The organism is Exiguobacterium chiriqhucha RW-2, assembly GCF_000416965.1.
In the GTDB taxonomy this organism is placed as follows: Bacteria; Bacillota; Bacilli; order Exiguobacteriales; family Exiguobacteriaceae; genus Exiguobacterium; species Exiguobacterium chiriqhucha.
This window is the reverse complement of record NZ_ATCL01000003.1, coordinates 48,301-65,296: the sequence shown is the minus strand read 5'-3', so window position 1 is coordinate 65,296 and position 16,996 is coordinate 48,301. Positions and strand designations below refer to the sequence as shown.

At 52.1% G+C, this 16,996-nt stretch carries 15 protein-coding genes and 1 riboswitch; of the genes, 4 read left to right on the top strand and 11 right to left on the bottom strand.

Annotation, left to right across the window (positions count from 1 at the left end; all coding sequences use genetic code 11):
- Positions 1 to 16: 16 nt before the first annotated feature.
- Entirely contained in the window at positions 17 to 175 is a 159-nt protein-coding gene (gene yhfH / locus M467_RS31545; RefSeq protein ID WP_021065246.1) for a protein YhfH, read from the top strand.
- Between the two features lie 34 nt (positions 176 to 209).
- Here yhfH and M467_RS16515 read toward each other — a convergent pair whose 3' ends face one another.
- The 3 genes from M467_RS16515 to M467_RS16505 all read right to left on the bottom strand — a co-directional run bounded on the left by M467_RS16515 (position 210) and on the right by M467_RS16505 (position 2,247).
- Positions 210 to 554, bottom strand: a complete 345-nt coding sequence (locus tag M467_RS16515) for a fluoride efflux transporter FluC (RefSeq protein WP_021065245.1) — start codon at positions 552 to 554, stop codon at positions 210 to 212.
- Positions 551 to 955 carry a fluoride efflux transporter CrcB gene (crcB, locus tag M467_RS16510; RefSeq protein WP_021065244.1) on the bottom strand — a complete coding sequence of 135 codons (405 nt, stop codon included), beginning with the start codon at positions 953 to 955 and terminating at the stop codon, positions 551 to 553. The genes M467_RS16515 and crcB overlap by 4 nt, the downstream gene beginning before the upstream one ends.
- Before the next feature lie 89 nt (positions 956 to 1,044).
- Entirely contained in the window at positions 1,045 to 2,247 is a 1,203-nt protein-coding gene (locus M467_RS16505) for an ornithine--oxo-acid transaminase (RefSeq protein ID WP_021065243.1), read from the bottom strand.
- A gap of 156 nt (positions 2,248 to 2,403) precedes the next feature.
- On the opposite strand from M467_RS16505, the gene M467_RS16500 reads away from it, so the two are divergent.
- Positions 2,404 to 4,446, top strand: a complete 2,043-nt coding sequence (locus M467_RS16500) for a bifunctional diguanylate cyclase/phosphodiesterase (protein WP_021065242.1) — start codon at positions 2,404 to 2,406, stop codon at positions 4,444 to 4,446.
- Between the two features lie 41 nt (positions 4,447 to 4,487).
- On the opposite strand, the gene M467_RS16495 is transcribed toward M467_RS16500, so the two are convergent.
- Positions 4,488 to 5,891 carry a basic amino acid/polyamine antiporter gene (locus tag M467_RS16495; protein WP_021065241.1) on the bottom strand — a complete coding sequence of 468 codons (1,404 nt, stop codon included), beginning with the start codon at positions 5,889 to 5,891 and terminating at the stop codon, positions 4,488 to 4,490.
- Positions 5,892 to 6,115: 224 nt separating this feature from the next.
- Here M467_RS16495 and M467_RS16490 point away from each other — a divergent pair, with 224 nt between their 5' ends.
- Complete coding sequence (locus M467_RS16490; RefSeq protein ID WP_021065240.1) at positions 6,116 to 7,744, top strand: peptide ABC transporter substrate-binding protein; 1,629 nt, start codon at positions 6,116 to 6,118, stop codon at positions 7,742 to 7,744.
- Positions 7,745 to 7,857: 113 nt separating this feature from the next.
- On the opposite strand, the gene M467_RS16485 is transcribed toward M467_RS16490, so the two are convergent.
- The 3 genes from M467_RS16485 to ade form a co-directional block, all read right to left on the bottom strand.
- Positions 7,858 to 9,450: a Na+/H+ antiporter NhaC family protein gene (locus tag M467_RS16485; protein ID WP_021065239.1), complete on the bottom strand. Its 1,593-nt coding sequence runs from the start codon at positions 9,448 to 9,450 to the stop codon at positions 7,858 to 7,860.
- 112 nt (positions 9,451 to 9,562) lie between these two features.
- A riboswitch (Lysine riboswitch) is annotated at positions 9,563 to 9,737 on the bottom strand.
- 57 nt (positions 9,738 to 9,794) lie between these two features.
- On the bottom strand, positions 9,795 to 10,079 hold the full coding sequence (locus tag M467_RS16480) for a hypothetical protein (RefSeq protein ID WP_021065238.1): 285 nt from the start codon (positions 10,077 to 10,079) through the stop codon (positions 9,795 to 9,797).
- A gap of 117 nt (positions 10,080 to 10,196) precedes the next feature.
- A complete protein-coding gene (gene ade / locus M467_RS16475; protein ID WP_021065237.1) occupies positions 10,197 to 11,906 on the bottom strand; it encodes an adenine deaminase in 1,710 nt (569 codons plus the stop codon).
- Positions 11,907 to 12,026: 120 nt separating this feature from the next.
- Between ade and M467_RS16470 the strand changes: the two genes are divergently transcribed.
- Complete coding sequence (locus M467_RS16470) at positions 12,027 to 12,554, top strand: gamma carbonic anhydrase family protein (RefSeq protein WP_021065236.1); 528 nt, start codon at positions 12,027 to 12,029, stop codon at positions 12,552 to 12,554.
- A gap of 442 nt (positions 12,555 to 12,996) precedes the next feature.
- On the opposite strand, the gene M467_RS16460 is transcribed toward M467_RS16470, so the two are convergent.
- The 4 genes from M467_RS16460 to M467_RS16445 all read right to left on the bottom strand — a co-directional run bounded on the left by M467_RS16460 (position 12,997) and on the right by M467_RS16445 (position 16,953).
- A complete protein-coding gene (locus M467_RS16460; RefSeq protein ID WP_021065234.1) occupies positions 12,997 to 13,545 on the bottom strand; it encodes a nitroreductase family protein in 549 nt (182 codons plus the stop codon).
- 117 nt (positions 13,546 to 13,662) lie between these two features.
- A complete protein-coding gene (gene lysA / locus M467_RS16455) occupies positions 13,663 to 14,955 on the bottom strand; it encodes a diaminopimelate decarboxylase (protein ID WP_031199738.1) in 1,293 nt (430 codons plus the stop codon).
- A complete protein-coding gene (gene alr / locus M467_RS16450) occupies positions 14,925 to 16,013 on the bottom strand; it encodes an alanine racemase (protein ID WP_021065232.1) in 1,089 nt (362 codons plus the stop codon). The genes lysA and alr overlap by 31 nt, the downstream gene beginning before the upstream one ends.
- Positions 16,014 to 16,026: 13 nt before the next feature.
- Entirely contained in the window at positions 16,027 to 16,953 is a 927-nt protein-coding gene (locus M467_RS16445) for a branched-chain amino acid transaminase (protein WP_021065231.1), read from the bottom strand.
- Positions 16,954 to 16,996: the final 43 nt, after the last annotated feature.

Here is a 16,996-nt window from a genome sequence, read left to right as displayed (position 1 = left end):
AAAGGGGGCAGTTACAATGAATGAATGGGCAAGCCGACTTGAATCTTCCGTCGAATTTTATCGGAAGTTACCGGACAAGACGTGTCAAGAGTGCGGGAAACAGATGGATGAGCAGTGCGAGTCTTACGAGAACACGTGCCCATCTTGTGCTGAAAAACTCCAACTTAGCGAATAAAACAATCCCTCGGAAACGTGTTCCGAGGGATTTGTCATGGCAGATGATAACCGAGATAGGCCGCCAGCAGACCAAGTACATAGGTCGCAAGCAAATACATCCCGAAACGAAGCCAGTCTTTGGCGACGAACCGCATCACTTCGAGCTTGAACGTCGAGAACGTCGTGAACGAACCGAGAAAGCCGACACCGAGTCCGAGCATGAGCGACGGGCCGGCACTCGACGCATATAAATAGCCGAGACAAAACGACCCACTCACATTGACGAACAGCGTCGCCCACGGGAACATAGATGTCGTCCATGTTTTGACGAGCTGACCAATGCCAAACCGGGCCATCGCTCCAAAGAACGCCCCCAGCATAATGATGGAGATCGTCATCGCACCACCTCTTCTCGCCTGAACTGTTTGAACCGACGCCGTCCGAACCAAAACCCGAGCCACGAACTGAACAGACCGAGCATAAGGCTTAGTGTCACGTAGAGCAAGGCCATGCCAATTGCGCCGGACTCCAGCAACTCAATCGTCTCCACACTGAACGTCGAGAACGTCGTGAACGAGCCGATGAATCCTGTTCCGACCGCGGTGACGACACTCGGGGAGAGTCGTCCGGACCGAAACAAGAAGTGTGTCAGCCAACCGAGCGCGAAACTGCCTGATAAATTGATGAGCAGCGTCCCGAGCGGAAACATACCGACCCAAAACGTCTCGATGCCCGTGCCGATCCCATAACGTGCCAAGGCTCCTAGCGCTCCTGCCAAACCGACGTATACATATAGCATCGCCAGGCCTCCCTTCAAAAAAACACCTGCCGCGCGCACGTCGCGAGACAGGTGTTGAGTCTGTAACCATTATACCAAGCGATGCGTGATCACGAAATAGCTGCTGGTGCGAACACGGCCGAGATGGCCTCGAACGCCTCATCGAGCTCCTCTTTCGTGATGACGAGTGGTGGTGCCAATCGAATCACCGTCTCATGTGTCTCTTTGCAGAGTAGGCCACGTTCTTTAAGCGCCTCACAGTATGGACGGGCTGCTTCCGTCAATTCGATCCCGATGAACAGACCGCGACCGCGCACATCTTTAATGAGCGGATTGTCGATTGATTTCAAACGGTCCATGAAATATGTCCCGAGTTCGAGAGAACGTTGTGGCAACTGCTCTTCTTCTAACACTTCGAGTGACGCGATCGACACGGCCGCCGCGAGCGGATTCCCTCCGAACGTCGAACCGTGTGAGCCTGGATTGAATACACTCAAGACGTTTTCATTGGCCGCCACACACGATACCGGGAACACGCCGCCCCCGAGCGCTTTTCCGAGAATATACATATCTGGCTCCACATCTTCCCATTCGATGGCGAACCATTTACCTGAGCGACCGAGCCCTGACTGAATCTCATCGGCCACAAATAACACGTTATGCTGTTGGCACAGTTCACTGGCTCGTTTCAAGTAACCAGCCGGTGGGATGATGATGCCGGCTTCGCCTTGAATCGGTTCGACGATGAACGCCGCCGTATTTTCAGTGATAGCCGCCTCGAACGCATCGATGTCACCGTACGGCACGACTTTAAACCCTGGCAATAGCGGCCCGAATCCACGTTGGTATTCCGCTTCTGTCGACATCGACACCGCCGCCATCGTCCGGCCGTGGAAGTTGCCCGAGCAGACGATGATTTCCGCCTGACCTGGGATTTGTTTCACTTCATACGCCCAGCGCCGCGACGCTTTGACAGCCGTTTCGACCGCTTCCGCACCCGTATTCATCGGCAACACCATCTCTTTGTTTGTAAGCGCTGCCACTTTTTTGTAGAAACGACCGAGTTGATCATTGTAAAACGCACGTGACGTCAGCGTGATTTTATCGGCTTGGTCCTTAAGCGCTTGAATGATTTTCGGATGACAATGACCTTGGTTGACGGCCGAATAGGCACTCAACATATCCATGTAGCGATTCCCCTCTGGGTCTGTCACCCAGATCCCCCTCGCTTCCGAGATGACGATTGGAAGTGGATGATAATTGTGCGCCCCGAATTTCTCTGTCAATTCAATCACTTCTTGTGTCTTTGACATTTGATTTCCCCCTTATCAAAAAACTATCTTACTCCTTCAGTATATGATGACCGTCTTTCTTTTGACAACGACCAACTTGCCCATTCCTCGGTTTGGCAAAATAAGGTACACTGAACGTAGAATATGATTCATTTGATGTGGATTGGAGGAAACAATGTGGCTTCATTGCGTGATTTGCCGATTGACGAGTTTATCGATGCTTTATCTGTCCCATGCTGTTACATCAATCTCGATGGCAACGTCCTGCTGTGGAACGAATATGCGGAAACGCTGTTCGGATGGGGACGAGACGAGGTGCTTCACCATCCGCTCCCTGTTGTCCAACACTTACAGGATGCGCTTGAATCCTGGTCACCGATGCTCCTTCAATATCCGTTCTCGACGACGGCGATGACGCCGTTCAAACATAAAAACGGATCAGTCGTCTATGCGACTGCTTATTTACAATCTTTTTCCATCAACGACTATACGGGGTACTTCCTTGCGTTCCTGCCGAAAGGATTTGGGCCGCTCATCAGCACGGAACAGTTCAATCTGCTTCACCACTTTCAAGCGATGATTGAACAATCGACGTATTATTTGGCAACAAACGCTTACGGCGAGATTACAGAAATCAATCCGTTGCTATGCGGGTTAATCGGCGCACCCGATCATCAATTCATCGGTCGTAACTGGTTCGAGCTCATCCATCCGTCATTTGAGAATCATCCGCTTGCCGAGGACGTGCTTCAAGCACTTACGACCGACCGCATCTGGAACGGTGAAATGCCTGTCCGTTCCGAGCTGCATGTCCGCAACATGTGTTGGCTCAATTTGACGGTCGTCCCGATTTTGAGTGATGAAGGCGAAATCGTACAGTATACCGCCTTCGGCTTTGACGTCTCAGATAAAAAGCGACTCGAGCAAGAGGTCAATTATCTCGCGTACCATAACGACTTGACCGGACTCTTGAACAAGAAAGGATGGCTCCGTCAGTACAGCCACGTGTTGACGGATGTCGATCAAGGAGATGGCTTGGTTCACGTCGCCTTGTTCGATATCGATCGCTTCAAAATCATCAATGAATCGTTCGGTTCACGCGTCGGCAACGAATTGCTCCTTCAAATCAAGGACCGGGCCGCGCAGTTCTTGCCTGAGACGAGCGTCATGTTCCATCCGTCGGGTGGCTTGTTCGGGTTGATTTTCTTTGAACAGTCGAAAGAAGAAGTATTCCAGTTGCTGCGCCAACTGCAACATGAATTGCAGCGTCCGTTCCGGATTTATCATCACTCCATCATGGTATCGATTTCCATCGGGTGTGTCTTCTATCCGTCCGCCACATCTTCATTAGAAGAACTGTACACGCGCGCCGAGAGCGCCCTGTTCAAAGGCAAACGAATCGGAGTCGGGACAATCCAGTTCGTCACGAAAGATATGGACGATGCGTTCTCACGTCAAATCCATATCGAGAAAGCACTTTATCAAGCACTTGAAGAAAAACATTTCTATTTAGAATATCAACCAAAATATGAGTTAAAGACCGACACGCTCATCGGGTTCGAGGCGCTTCTCCGTTGGCATCATGATGAACTCGGACAGATCCCACCTTCAGAGTTCATCCCACTCGCCGAGGAGATGGCACTCATCGTCCCAATCAACAACTGGGTCATTCTTGAGGCGGCCAAACAGTTGAAAGTCTGGCAGCAACTCGTCGATCGCCCGTTGTCGATGGCCGTCAACATTTCACCGAATCAATTCCGGAGCGACAGCTTCATCAATACGCTCCGTAATATCAAGCAACAGCTCAATTTGAACCCGTCCGACATCATCCTCGAGATTACCGAGAGTCTCGTCATGCAGCAGACGGACGAGATTATCGCCCGGATGGATCAAATCAAACGTCTCGATTATCGCCTATCCATCGACGACTTCGGGACCGGCTTCTCGTCACTGCAATACTTGAAGTCGTTCCCGGTCGACGAGCTAAAAATCGATAAAGTCTTCCTCGATGATTGGTTGACGTCGAAGTCACACTTACTCGATGTCATCGTCCACCTCGGCAAGAGCCTGAATCTGCACGTCGTGGCCGAGGGTGTCGAGGACCAAGAGATGCTCGACCACTTGAAGCAAACCGCTTGCGACTCGTTCCAAGGGTTCTTGTACGCCAAGCCGCTTCCTCCAATTGAAGTCGTTCGCTTATTGACGGACAACAGTCAATGAAAAAAGTCATCGCGCGTCTCCCGACGTACGATGACTTTTTATTATAGGCTAATTGTCGCCGTCCATAGTCCATAGACACCGTACGTGGCTGCCAAGAGGATGACGACCGCAATCATGTATTGCAACCGGCTGAGGTACGGCCGGCCTTGTTCGCGTTCGGCCAACATGAAGACGAACACGCCCGGCGCGTACAAAATCATGGCGATGAGCATATACTCGACACCTGACGCATAAAGGAGCCAGGCCGCATAAACGGTCGCAATCCCGGACATGACGAGCATCGGGCGTGTTCCAGTCCGCCGTGCCTCTTTCCAACCGAACAAGGCCGAGAACAAATACGGCACGAGCGCAGCGATGCCGGCGATGCTCGAGAGCACCAAGTACGTCTGTTCCGAGAAGAGAGCGATGATGGTGACGAGTTGCGTGAACGCTTGTGTGATGAACAAGGCGCTCACCGGCGTCTCATTTCGATTGAGCCGATTGAACAGTTTCGGGAACACGCCGTCACGACTGGCGACGTACGAAATCTCCGTCGCGAGAATCGTCCACCCGAGCAGGGCACCCGAGAGCGAGACGAGGAGTCCGATATTGATGATGGTCGCACCGACCGGTCCGACGACGGCCTCGAGCACGTACGCCATCGACGGTTCCGAAAGTGCCGCGAGTTGTTCCTGGGTCATCACCCCGAACGATAAAATCGAGATCATCATATAAATGACAAGCGTTCCAACGAGTCCGATCACCGTCGCCCGACCGACGTCTCGTTTATGACGAGCCCGTGATGATAGGACGACCGCCCCTTCAATCCCGACGAACGCCCAAAGCGTCACGAGCATCGTCGACTTCACTTGCGGGAACACTTGTGACCAGCTGAATCCAGATTGACCCCAGAAGTCGATTTGGAACGTATCGATTCGAAACGCAAACAAGATGAGGACAATAAACAAAAAGATGGGTACAAGTTTTGCGATCGTCGTGACGATATTGAGTAGCGCCGCTTCTCTCATCCCGCGCGAGATAATCCAAAACAGCCCCCAAATGACGACCGCGCTCATAAGTAAGCGGAACGTCCGGTGCTCGGCCGAAAAGATCGGGAAGAAGTAGCTGAGCGTGCTGAAGATTAACGTGATGTTCGCGACCGTCCCGATCCACGCCGACATCCAGTAGCCCCACCCGCTATTGAATCCGACAAACTTGCCGAATCCTTCTTTCGCATAGGCGTAAATCCCACCTTCAAGTTCAGGACGTGTATTAGCTAAAAATTGGAACACGAACGCGAGCATGACCATCCCGATACCGGTGATCGTCCATCCGATTAACACCGAACCGACTCCAGCACCTTGTGCCATCGCTCCCGGTAAATTAAATGCGCCTCCGCCAATCATCGTTCCAACGACCATGGCAGCAAGCCCAAAAAAGCCGATTCCGGCTGACTGTGACTTCATTTAAAACCCTCCACAAAAAGTTGACGTCTGACGAATAACTATACATCGATAATGTATAATCATTCGATGATTTCCTTATTCTACTGAAACTAATGGTGTTTAGATAGGTATTTTGCTAATGTTTATATTTTCGAATAATTTAAAAAATTTTATTGCGCATTCATCTTGTTTGTAGTTTAATTGCAATATATTCGAAACAATCAGAATTTTCGGGAGGTAACACAATGCGCAACAAAAAATGGTTAGCTTTATCGGGTGTCGCTTTGCTTGCGACAGCAGCATGTGGCGGTGGAGAAGAAACAACAGATTCGTCTGAAGGGTCTTCATCAAGTGATGCGAAAAAGGAAATCACGCTCGTCTCGGCGACAGATTTACCACAGCTCGATCCGACGCTCACAACGGACTCGACGTCAATCATCGTGACGAACAACGTCTTCGAGGGACTGTATCGTCTGGATGAAAATAACCAACCGGTACCGGGAATTGCTGAAGACGTAGAAATTTCAGAAGATGGACTTACATACACCTTCAAATTGCGTGACGCGAACTGGTCAGACGGTTCACCGGTCACAGCTGAAGATTTCGTCTACTCATGGAAACGTGCCCTCAATCCTGAGACAGGTGCCGAGTACGCGTATATCCTTCAAGATTTGAAAAACGCCAATAAGATTCTCGCAGGCGAAGAAGAACTCGATACGCTTGGCGCGAAAGCGCTCGATGAGAAGACACTCGAAGTACAATTGGAGGCACCTGCCCCTTACTTCCTCGGGTTGACAGGATTCCCGACGTACATGCCGCAAAAGCAAGAGTTCGTCGAAGAACAAGGCGAGTCGTTTGCGACAGCTGTCGATAAGACACTTTACAACGGACCATACGTGTTAGATAGCTGGCAAGACAATGAAGGTTGGGTCTATAAAAAGAACCCTGAGTATTGGGACGCTGAAAACGTCAAGATGGATACGATCAACGTCAAGGTCGTTAAAGAAGTCGCGACGGGCGTCAACTTGTTCGAATCGGGCGAAGTCGATTACACGCTCTTGTCATCTGAATTCGTTCCACAATTCCAAGACTCGGATGAGTTCAAGACACGTGCCGACGCACGAATCAACTTCCTTCGTTTCAACCAGAAGAACGAATCACTTCAAAACGTCAACATTCGTGAGGCACTCGCAAAAGGCTTCGATAAGCAAGGCGTCACAGACGTCATCTTGACGGACGGTTCACAGCCGGCCAACTATATCGTCGCGAAAGACTTCACGTTCACAGAAGATGGAGCTGACTTCCGCGAGAAGTATCCAGACCTTCAAAGCTATAACGTCGACGAGGCGAAAGCTGCATGGGAGAAAGGTCTTGCCGAACTCGGTGTCGAGACAATCGAACTTGAGTTCCTCTCACGTGACGAAGAAGCGTTCAAGAAAGTCAACGAGTATATCAAAGGTGAGCTCGAGAAGAACCTTCCTGGCCTCACACTTAACATTAAGCAACAGCCGTTCAAAAACTTCCTTGAACTTGAAGGCGCTGGCGACTATGACGTCTCCGCTGCCGGTTGGGGCCCTGACTATCAAGATCCGATGACGTACCTCGACATGTGGGTCACAGACGGTCCGTTCAACCGCATGGCTTACTCGAACGACGAGTACGACAAGTTGATTCAAGGCGCGAAACAAGAAGCCGATCAAATGAAACGTTGGGAAGCGATGCAAGAAGCCGAACGCATCTTGCTCGAAGATGATTTCGCGATCGCACCGATTTACCAAAAAGGTGAAGCTTACCTTGAGCGTTCAAACATCGAAAACATGTACCGCCACCCGTTCGGAGCTGACGCTAGCTTCAAATGGTTGGACGTCAACTAACCCACAAACCCTGCCGCTTGCTTGCGGCAGGGTTTGTTTGTTGGGGCTATGCCGTTGTGACGCAAAAAAAGGGGGCGTACCACGAAGTTGTGGTACGTCCCCTATCTAGATGATTACGCTTCGCGCTCAGCCCGCATATCGGCTGGTACGCGTCCGCGTTTTGAAATGATTTGTGCAATGATGAGAGCCACGATGAACGTCGCGAGGGCTGCAAAGAATCCAATCCACATCGATCCCGAAACACCGAGGACCAAATATCCGACAGCTGCCACGCCCGCTGAAATCAACGCGTATGGAAGTTGCGTCAACACGTGGTCGATATGGTGCGATCCAGCACCCGTCGAACTAAGAATCGTCGTATCCGAGATTGGTGAACAGTGGTCTCCGAACACCGCTCCGGCGAGAACAGCGGCAAGTGTCGGAAGCAAGAGCTCCGGCTCGACTGCCATAATCAAATCGGCTCCGATTGGAAGCATGAGACCGAACGTCCCCCAGCTCGTTCCTGTCGAGAACGCCATGAGACCGGCGATCATGAACAAGAGGAACGGCAAGTAAGATGGTGAAATCGAATCCGTAACGAAACTTGCCAAGTAGTCACCTGTCTTCATGTCACCGATGACGGCGATAATCGTCCAAGCAAACAACAAGATGAGCACGGCTGGCCACATGGCGCGAATTCCGCCCCATGTCGCTTGTCCATAGTCTTTCGCCGGAATCTTGCGGCCAATCAACAATAAGAGGGCGACAATCAAGCTGATGACAGCACCCGTTACGAGGGAACGTGTCACGTCTGTTGATTCGAACGCTCCGATCAACGAGAAGCTCTGACCGTCAGCGGCAAGCGCCTGTCCGCCCGTGTAGAGCATGGCCGACACCGTCGCGATAATCAAGGCGATAATCGGAACGATCAAGTCACGTACTTTTCCACCTTCATGTTCGTTCAAGTCTTCACTCATCCCCATCGGTGCACCTTTCGATGTATCGTAGAGCTCCCCTTGGAGGGCACGGAGTTCATGTGTGCGCATCGGTCCGATGGCAAGTCCCGTGTAGGCGACGTAAGCCGTCAAGAGAAGCGCGAATACCGCGTAGAAGTTCATCGGGATGATTTGGATGAACGCTGAGAACGATGAGTAGCTATCAATCGAATACTTCGCCAGGATACCTGCGATGATGGCGATGATATAAGCTCCCCAACTCGAGAGCGGGCTGATGACGCAGACCGGTGCGGCAGTCGAGTCAATCATGTAGGCGAGTTTCGCACGTGATACTTTTTTACGGTCTGTGAGTGGCCGGCTGATGTTCCCGACGGCTAAACTGTTAAAGTAATCGTCGATGAAAATTAAAATCCCAAGTCCGAACGAGACGAGACGAGCACCGCGGGCCGTCTTGACGTTTGAAGCGGCCCACTCTCCGAACGCGCGGGCGCCGCCCGACGTTTGGATGATCGATGACAAAATCCCAAGCAAGAGCAAGAACGCAATCAAGAGCACGTTCCATTCATTAATGGCTCCGTCGGCCCAGAATAAGGCGATGACGTTCGACCACAAATATTGAATCGATTCGAGCGGGTTAAAATTGTGAAGCAATAAGACCCCTGCAATAATCCCGACACCGAGTGACGGAATGACTTTCCGTGTTGTGATGGCCATAATAATGGCCAATAAAGCCGGTACGAGTGAGAGTACCGAAGTTGAATAATCTACCATGTGATTTCCTCCTCTTTTGTTAGAGATGAGGCCCCCCTATGCTTAAAAAAACGCAAAGCGAGGGCATCGGCAACAAAGCCGACACCCTCGCTGGATGTTCCGTCTTTCTTAGCCGACTTGGAGCGCTCCATACGTAAATATGTATGGCAGTCTGACGGGTATTTCCCGTCAGCCCAGCACAAAGTCAGAGACATGACTTTACACTTCGGCGATCTTGCCTTTCTGTAGTCTTCACCGTTGTCATCCTCGGACTACTTACTCATCAGCATCGCACCTCTACCTCATCGATAGCACGAATATTCATTTAAAGTTACGTCTAAATTATCATAGGTCATAGTGACTAATCAATAGTTTTTTTCATCTCGGATGATTTGTTTCAACACCGCGAGTGCAGCTTGGTCGTCTGACTCGACCGCTTTAAAGAAATCACTAAAGAAATGATATAAGACAAAACGCTCGGCGTGTGACGTCGTATGTTCTTTAATCGTTAAGAAAATAAGGTGACGCAATCGCCGTTTTGTCCGCGTCTCGTCGGGCAATTCTTGACATCGGTCTTGGAAGGCACGATATACAGAATTGATCAAATCCCCATGTTCATCATACGACCGGTTGTAAGCAACTTGTTCCATCTGTGATATCCCCCCTTTCCATATTTACCGATGAAACTTGTCGTAACTATACCAACTTAAGCCGAGCCGTTCAATCGTTTCGGGTCGTTCTTAACAAAAATCATACGTTAGACTGACTTACGACTCGATGAATGAGAACGTCGTCACGTCGAATAGTCCCATATCGGTCAATTTCAAATCCGGGATGACCGGAAGCGCCAGGAACGACATCGTCAAATACGGGTTGAAGTGACGATGGGCCCCGACGACGTCGAGCGCATCGTTCAACTGTTCGAGCACGTCCGCCACTTCCGCATAAGGACGTTTCGTCATGAGTCCACCAATTTCAAGCGGTAAGACGGCCAGCACCTTGCCTTCTGACACCGCGACGACCCCACCGCCCACTTTTTCAAGCGTCTCGGCAGCGAGCAACATATCGTCCGGGCTCACCCCGGCGATGACGAGGTTATGGCTGTCGTGCGCGACCGTGGCCGCGAGCGCCCCTCGTTTCAAGCCGAAACCGGTTACCGGTGCGAGGGCCATATGACCCGTCCCGTGGTGGCGTTCGATGACGGCGAGCGTGGCGATATCTTGCTTGAGGTCGGCTCCGGACGCGTCAGGTGTGAAGACAAGACGCTGTCGCTTCGTCAAGAGACTGTTCGGCAACACTTGAATCACATCGACCGCTTCTTCTTTCACGGCCAAACGGAACGAGTCCGCCGTCAAATCGGGTAGTTTGAGCTCACCTTTCATCGGTTTCGGCACTTCAATCCCATCAGCCTCGAACGTCGCCTTACCATCTTTAGCGACGACTTTCCCGTTCACGTAGACGGTGTCAATCGTTACCGATTCGACGTCTGACAAGATGACAAAGTTCGCGCGCTTGCCCGGGGCGATAGCACCCACGTCGGTTAGTCCATACGCCTCGGCCGCGTGCAGACTGGCAACGGCATAGGCCGTCTCTGGCTTGACGCCTTGTTTGATCGCCATGCGAATGTTGTAGTCGATCCCACCCTCAACGACGAGATCGTCCAAATGCTTATCGTCCGTACAGAATAAGAACCGGTGGGCGTTGCTCTCCGTGATGGCCCGGCTGACTTTTTCCACGTTCCGGGCAACCGACCCTTCACGAATTTGAACGTAAAAGCCGCGCCGCACCCGTTCGAGCGCCTCCTCAGCCGTCGTACACTCATGATCGGTCATGATGCCGGCCGTGCGATACACGTTCAACTGATCCGGGCCAAGACCTGAGGCATGACCGTCGACGACTTTTCCGGCGAGTTCTGTCTGGGCGATCTTTTGAAGCATATCCGCACTCCCCGACTCGACGGACGGATAGTCCATCACTTCGCCGAGACCGTGTACGCCCGGATCTCCTAAAAACGGTGCCAAGTCCTCGGCGTATAGCTTCGCACCTGCGTGCTCGAACGGTGTCGCCGGCACACAGCTCGGGAGCATCATGCGCACATCGAGCGGCAAGCCTTTGGCATCCGCCAACATATACTCGATTCCGAGCGCCCCGTTGACGTTCGCAATCTCATGCGGATCGGCGATGACCGTCGTGACTCCGAGCGGCAGGACCGCTTTGGCGAACTCGTGAGGCGGCACCATCGATGACTCGATATGGACGTGTGAATCGATGAACGACGGTGCGAGCGTCCAGGACGGGTCGTGGTATTCCGTCTCCCCTTCGTAGCCGTCCCCGATGGCCACGATGTATCCCGCATCGATAGCGACATCCGTGCGAATCGTCTCACGACTGTAGACGTCGATGACGGCCACATCTTTAAAGACGACCGCTGCTTTCTTTTTCTTCGCCGCGATGTCGATCAAATGTTGTTTCTCCATCTGTGTGTCTCCTTTTTCCTACGTATTTTTACTATCTTAACAAGAATAATCTTTCAGGCGCAATTTCTTTTTCAACTTATGCGACAATGAAAGCATATCTGTTTGAAAGGGGTTACACTTATGCAGTACAAATTAGGCAAATTGATGCCGCGAGTTGACGAGACGGTTTTTCTCGCACCTGGGTCCCACGTGATCGGTGATGTCACCATCGGCGCCCATTCCGGCGTCTGGTTCAATACGGTCATTCGAGGCGATGAGGGACCGATTCGCATCGGTTCTTACGTGAATATCCAAGACGGATCGATGGTCCACCAATATGAAGGTTCCCCGACAGTCATTCATGACCGCGTCTCCATCGGACATATGGCGATGATTCACGGCTGTGAGATTGAAGAAGGTTGTCTCATCGGGATGCATGCCACCGTTCTCGACGGGGCAAAAATCGGGAAGGGCTCGTTCATCGCCGCTGGTGCTCTCGTCACACCGAACATGCAAATTCCGGAAGGCGTCATGGTCATGGGCGTGCCTGCCAAAGTCGTCCGTCCGCTTAACGATGAAGATCGCTTCATCATGGAACGGACCGTCAACAAATATGCGAAGCGGGCTGAGCAGTATAGACAGACGTGTGAACCACTGACATCCACATAAAGTTTGTGAAAGCGTTTACAAGATTCATAAAATGTTAACGATTTCCCCGATTTTTCTTTATGTTTCCTTTGTATACTGAGGATGTAGTCAAGCCGACGTGTCGAAAGGGGCCAATTTGTATGTATCCAAATCATGCCGAACTGATGTTAGACTTGTACGCTTCGTCCGTTAACCCAAGCTATTGCCTGCATATCGAGGATTCGTTCGATGATACGCTACAAGGTACACATCGAGAGGTTTGGGAACGACTGCAATTGGATAATAATATAGAGAAAGAAATTAAAACTGAGGGAACGTGAACACAATGATTCCAACGAATGTCATTCAAGACTGGCTTGCAGCCAAGTTAAAAAAATAAACTGAGCGCTCACATGAACGGCTCAGTCTCATTGACCTATAAAGATTGGCCCGGTCGTAGTCACCTACGCTCGGGCCTTTTCGTTCACTCAAAAATTGTCAAACTAGCGTCAATCGATTGACGTTGCTTCGTCGGTGGCACGTCTTCGTAACGACCGAGCTGGAGTAACCCGACAAACGTCTCCCCTTCAGCTCCAATCATCTCTTGAAGCCTGGCATCCTCAAAAATACCGCCCGTCCGCCAGACGAGGCCGATTTGTTGCTCACTACACAATAAATGAAAGTTTTGAATCATCGTCGCCGTCGCGAGTAGCGCATCTTTCTTCCCTTTGTCCGTCTCGAACGCTTTCGTCGTTACATAGACACATGCGGCCGCGTTACGAATCCGCCCGGCGATCTTTTCACGTTTCGATTCCGGTCCATCTTGAAACGCCGGCTCGAGCGCCTGAAGCAAGACGTCTTTTCCATCCCCGTTGAACAAATAGAGATTCCACGGTTCGACTTTGTTATGAAACGGCGCTTGGTGAGCTGACGCCAACAACTCATAGAGTACTTTCGTCGCAATTGGTTCTTCCGTGAACATGCGAATCGTCCGCCGCGATTCAATCAACTGTTGTCCTGCTGTCTTTTCCATTGAAGTCACTTCCCCCTCTGTTCTCTCTCCCCCATCATAATTAAAAGCATTTCTCATTTGAAGAAGAACGACTTCCATTAAAAAACGCATCCCTGAATCAGGAATGCGTTTATGGCGTCACGTCGATTGTCCGACAATCTCACAGGCGACCAAGTCTTCGAGCGTCTGTCTCCGGACGACGAGACGATGTGTCCCGTCTTTCACGAAGACGACGGCCGGGCGGAGCATCTGGTTATAGTTGCTTGCCATCGAGAAGTTATACGCTCCCGTCGCTTTGACGAGCAAGAGATCACCAGCTTCGACCGGCGGGATAAGCGAACGGTTCGAGATGATGTCTCCCGACTCGCAGCACGCCCCGACGATTTTCGCCTCGAACGTCTTCGCTTCATCCATCCGTGTCGCCGCAATGACGTCATATTCAGCGTCATAGAGAGCGGGACGAATGTTATCCGTCATCCCTCCATCGACCGAGACGTACGTGCGGACACCGCTCACTTCTTTCACCGTCCCGACTTCATAGAGCGTCGCGCCGGCGTTGGCGACGAGCCAACGGCCCGGTTCAATGCCGATTTTCGGAAGCGGAAAGCCGAAGCGTTCCACTTCCGCGACGAGCGTGTCCATCACTTGCGTCATCGTGTCGGCGAAGTCGAGCGGGTCGTCCGACTCGAGATAGGCGACACCGAAGCCGCCACCGATATTCAAGACGTCGGCCGTATACCCCGTCTCTTGACGGATCGTCTCGATGAAGTTGACCATCGTTTTGACCGTATTGATGAACAGCGTCGGTTCTTGAATCTGCGAGCCGACGTGACAGTGAATGCCTCGCAGTTGCAGTCGTTCCGCTTGTAGCGTCGCTTTGATCGCTTCGAGATACGTATCATCATGGGTCGGGAAGCCGAACTTCGTATCGACCCCGCCCGTCTGAATCGCCTCATGGGCGCCTCCGACGACTTGTGGGACGATGCGGAGCAAGACATCGACGTCTACCCCTTGCTCCGCGGCCAGACCCGACAACAGCCCAATCTCACGCATGTTGTCGATGGTGAAGTGGGTAATTCCGTTCTCGAGCGCGAACGTGATGTCCTGCACCGTCTTGTTCGAGCCGTGGACGTGAATCCGGTCAGCCGGGACACCGGCGTGGAGCGCGACGAACATCTCGCCCCGCGAGACGACGTCGATGCTCAGACCCGCTGCCATCACTTTATCGTATACGGCCGCAATCGACATCGCTTTCGATGCGTACAGCGCGTACGTGTTCGGATACTTGTCGAGGAACGCGTTCCGGACAAGGTCGAGACGACGTTCGAGTTCAGGCTCGCTCATGATATAGAGCGGTGTCCCGTACGTCGCTTGAAGTTCACGGACGGACACGCCTTCGATCATACAAACTGATTGGTTGGTGGTGTACATACATTGCCTCCTTCAAAGCGATGCGGGACACGCCATGAGCGTGCGCATAATTGTTCTGAGTTATTGGCGTGACCGGTACGGGTCACGTCATCGATTTTCGTAAGATGGCCATACAGCTCCACACGATCTCCGACTTGTACGGTGTCATCGACGCGTAAAAAACTGTGGCTCATGAAAATGTTGCTGATGAACGGATAGGCTCGTCCTTCGATATGGGCTGGTAAGAAGCGCCGGGCTCGCATGAGTCCGTCACCATAGCCGACCGAGAGTACGGCGATGCGTTCTTTCGTCTCGGCCGTGTAGCCCGTACCGTAACCGACGTGGGCACCGGCCTCGATGTCATGCACGGCGACGACTTCTGTTTCCCAGCGAAACGCCGGGATGAGCCAATCGACCGGTTCGACCGAAGAGTAGCCATAGAGAAAGATACCGACACGGACGTGCGTGCAATGCCCGAGACGCGGATCCGCTTGAAGCGTCGCTGCACTGTTGGCTGCGTGCACGATATCGAACGTGTGCCGCTCCATGAGACGATTCGACCAGTCGGCGAACCGCTCCACGTGCACACTGTGCTCGATTTCGGCGTTATCCGCGTCAGCGAGTGGGAAATGTGTACATAACCCGACAAGATCGAGCCCCTCGTCTTGGCAAAAGGCGACGATGGCCAACGCTTCCTGGAACGTCTTCGCACCGAAGCGGTTCATGCCGACGTCGAGCTTCAAATGAAGCCGGACCCCGTCGAGCTGGTCCCGTTGCGAGACGAGCCAGTCATAGGAACCGATGGCGACGTCAAGTTGGTCACGATGGACGCTTGTCCACTCGTATACCGGGTTCATGACAAGAACGCGTGCTTCCGGAGCTGATGCCCGGACCTCGCTCGCCTCGTCAAGCGTCGTCACCATGAAGTGACGCACCCCTTCTTCGTACAGTGTCGTCACAACTGGCTCCATCCCTAAGTTATAGGCGTTGTTTTTTACGACGGCGAACACCGGTCGGCCAAGCGCTTCAATCCGACGTTTGTTTTCGCGAACCGCATTCAAGTCAATTGTGACTCCCATACAAAAAACTCCTTTACTCTTTGACTCCAGCTTTGACGAACGTGACCCAATCACGGTGGCCTGCGATTTGTCCTGTCACAGCCTCACGGTAACGCGAGAGCATATTCGTCGCGACCGTTTGAACGCCGCCACCAATCGAAATATTGTCGATTTCGATGACGCTCGTCACTTCAGCCGCCGTTCCTGTCAAGAAAATCTCATCTGCGACATATAGTTCGTCACGTCCGATGTGGCGTTCGATGACCTCGAACCCTTCCTCACGGGCAAGTTCGATCACCGTTTGACGCGTGATGCCGTCGAGCACCGAGCAATCGAGTGACGGTGTGAAAATTTTGTTTCCTTTTACGAGGAAGATGTTGGCGACGCTCGCCTCGCTGACGTTTCCGTTCATGTCGAGGGCAATCGCTTCGTCATATCCATCACGGACCGCTTCTCCTTTAAGGAGTTGCGAGTTCATATAGTTCGCTGCCGCTTTCGCTTGCATCGGCATCATCGTCGAAGAGACGCGGCGATACGAGGCGACTTTCGCACGGATTCCGACCGTCTTGCTGAAATATTCGCCGAGCGGCCAGCACGAGATCGCGACGTGTACTTTTGTTTCCTGCGTCGGCATGAGTGCCTGCCAAGGTGTGCCGAGGAAAACGAATGGGCGGATGTAACAAGCTTCAAATCCGTTGCGTTCAATCAATTCGATTGTTGCTTGTTCGAGCTCATCGACCGTGTACGGCAAGTCGACGTGATAGTATGCACACGAACGAACGAGTCGCTCCAAGTGTTCACGGAGTCGGAAGATGGCCGGGCCTTCCTCTGTGTGGTATGCCCGAATCCCTTCAAAGAACCCACTACCGTAGTGAATTGCGTGCGTCATGATACTCGTGTTCGCATCACTCGGCTCGATCCAAGCCCCGTCTTGCCACATCCATTGTCCATACTGTTCCATTGTTCAACTCTCCCATTCATTTTTGATATTTTCTGTCTATTAT

Excerpts from the sequence above, each read along its gene's own strand:
- M467_RS16445 (WP_021065231.1), bottom strand. The coding sequence starts at position 16,953 with ATGGAACAGTATGGACAATGGATGTGGCAAGACGGGGCTTGGATCGAG.
- crcB (WP_021065244.1), bottom strand. The coding sequence starts at position 955 with ATGCTATATGTATACGTCGGTTTGGCAGGAGCGCTAGGAGCCTTGGCA.
- M467_RS16505 (WP_021065243.1), bottom strand. The coding sequence starts at position 2,247 with ATGTCAAAGACACAAGAAGTGATTGAATTGACAGAGAAATTCGGGGCG.
- M467_RS16460 (WP_021065234.1), bottom strand. The coding sequence starts at position 13,545 with ATGGAAAAGACAGCAGGACAACAGTTGATTGAATCGCGGCGGACGATT.
- M467_RS16485 (WP_021065239.1), bottom strand. The coding sequence starts at position 9,450 with ATGGTAGATTATTCAACTTCGGTACTCTCACTCGTACCGGCTTTATTG.
- ade (WP_021065237.1), bottom strand. The coding sequence starts at position 11,906 with ATGGAGAAACAACATTTGATCGACATCGCGGCGAAGAAAAAGAAAGCA.
- yhfH (WP_021065246.1), top strand. The coding sequence starts at position 17 with ATGAATGAATGGGCAAGCCGACTTGAATCTTCCGTCGAATTTTATCGG.
- M467_RS16495 (WP_021065241.1), bottom strand. The coding sequence starts at position 5,891 with ATGAAGTCACAGTCAGCCGGAATCGGCTTTTTTGGGCTTGCTGCCATG.
- lysA (WP_031199738.1), bottom strand. The coding sequence starts at position 14,955 with ATGTACACCACCAACCAATCAGTTTGTATGATCGAAGGCGTGTCCGTC.
- M467_RS16490 (WP_021065240.1), top strand. The coding sequence starts at position 6,116 with ATGCGCAACAAAAAATGGTTAGCTTTATCGGGTGTCGCTTTGCTTGCG.
- M467_RS16470 (WP_021065236.1), top strand. The coding sequence starts at position 12,027 with ATGCAGTACAAATTAGGCAAATTGATGCCGCGAGTTGACGAGACGGTT.
- alr (WP_021065232.1), bottom strand. The coding sequence starts at position 16,013 with ATGGGAGTCACAATTGACTTGAATGCGGTTCGCGAAAACAAACGTCGG.
- M467_RS16480 (WP_021065238.1), bottom strand. The coding sequence starts at position 10,079 with ATGGAACAAGTTGCTTACAACCGGTCGTATGATGAACATGGGGATTTG.
- M467_RS16515 (WP_021065245.1), bottom strand. The coding sequence starts at position 554 with ATGACGATCTCCATCATTATGCTGGGGGCGTTCTTTGGAGCGATGGCC.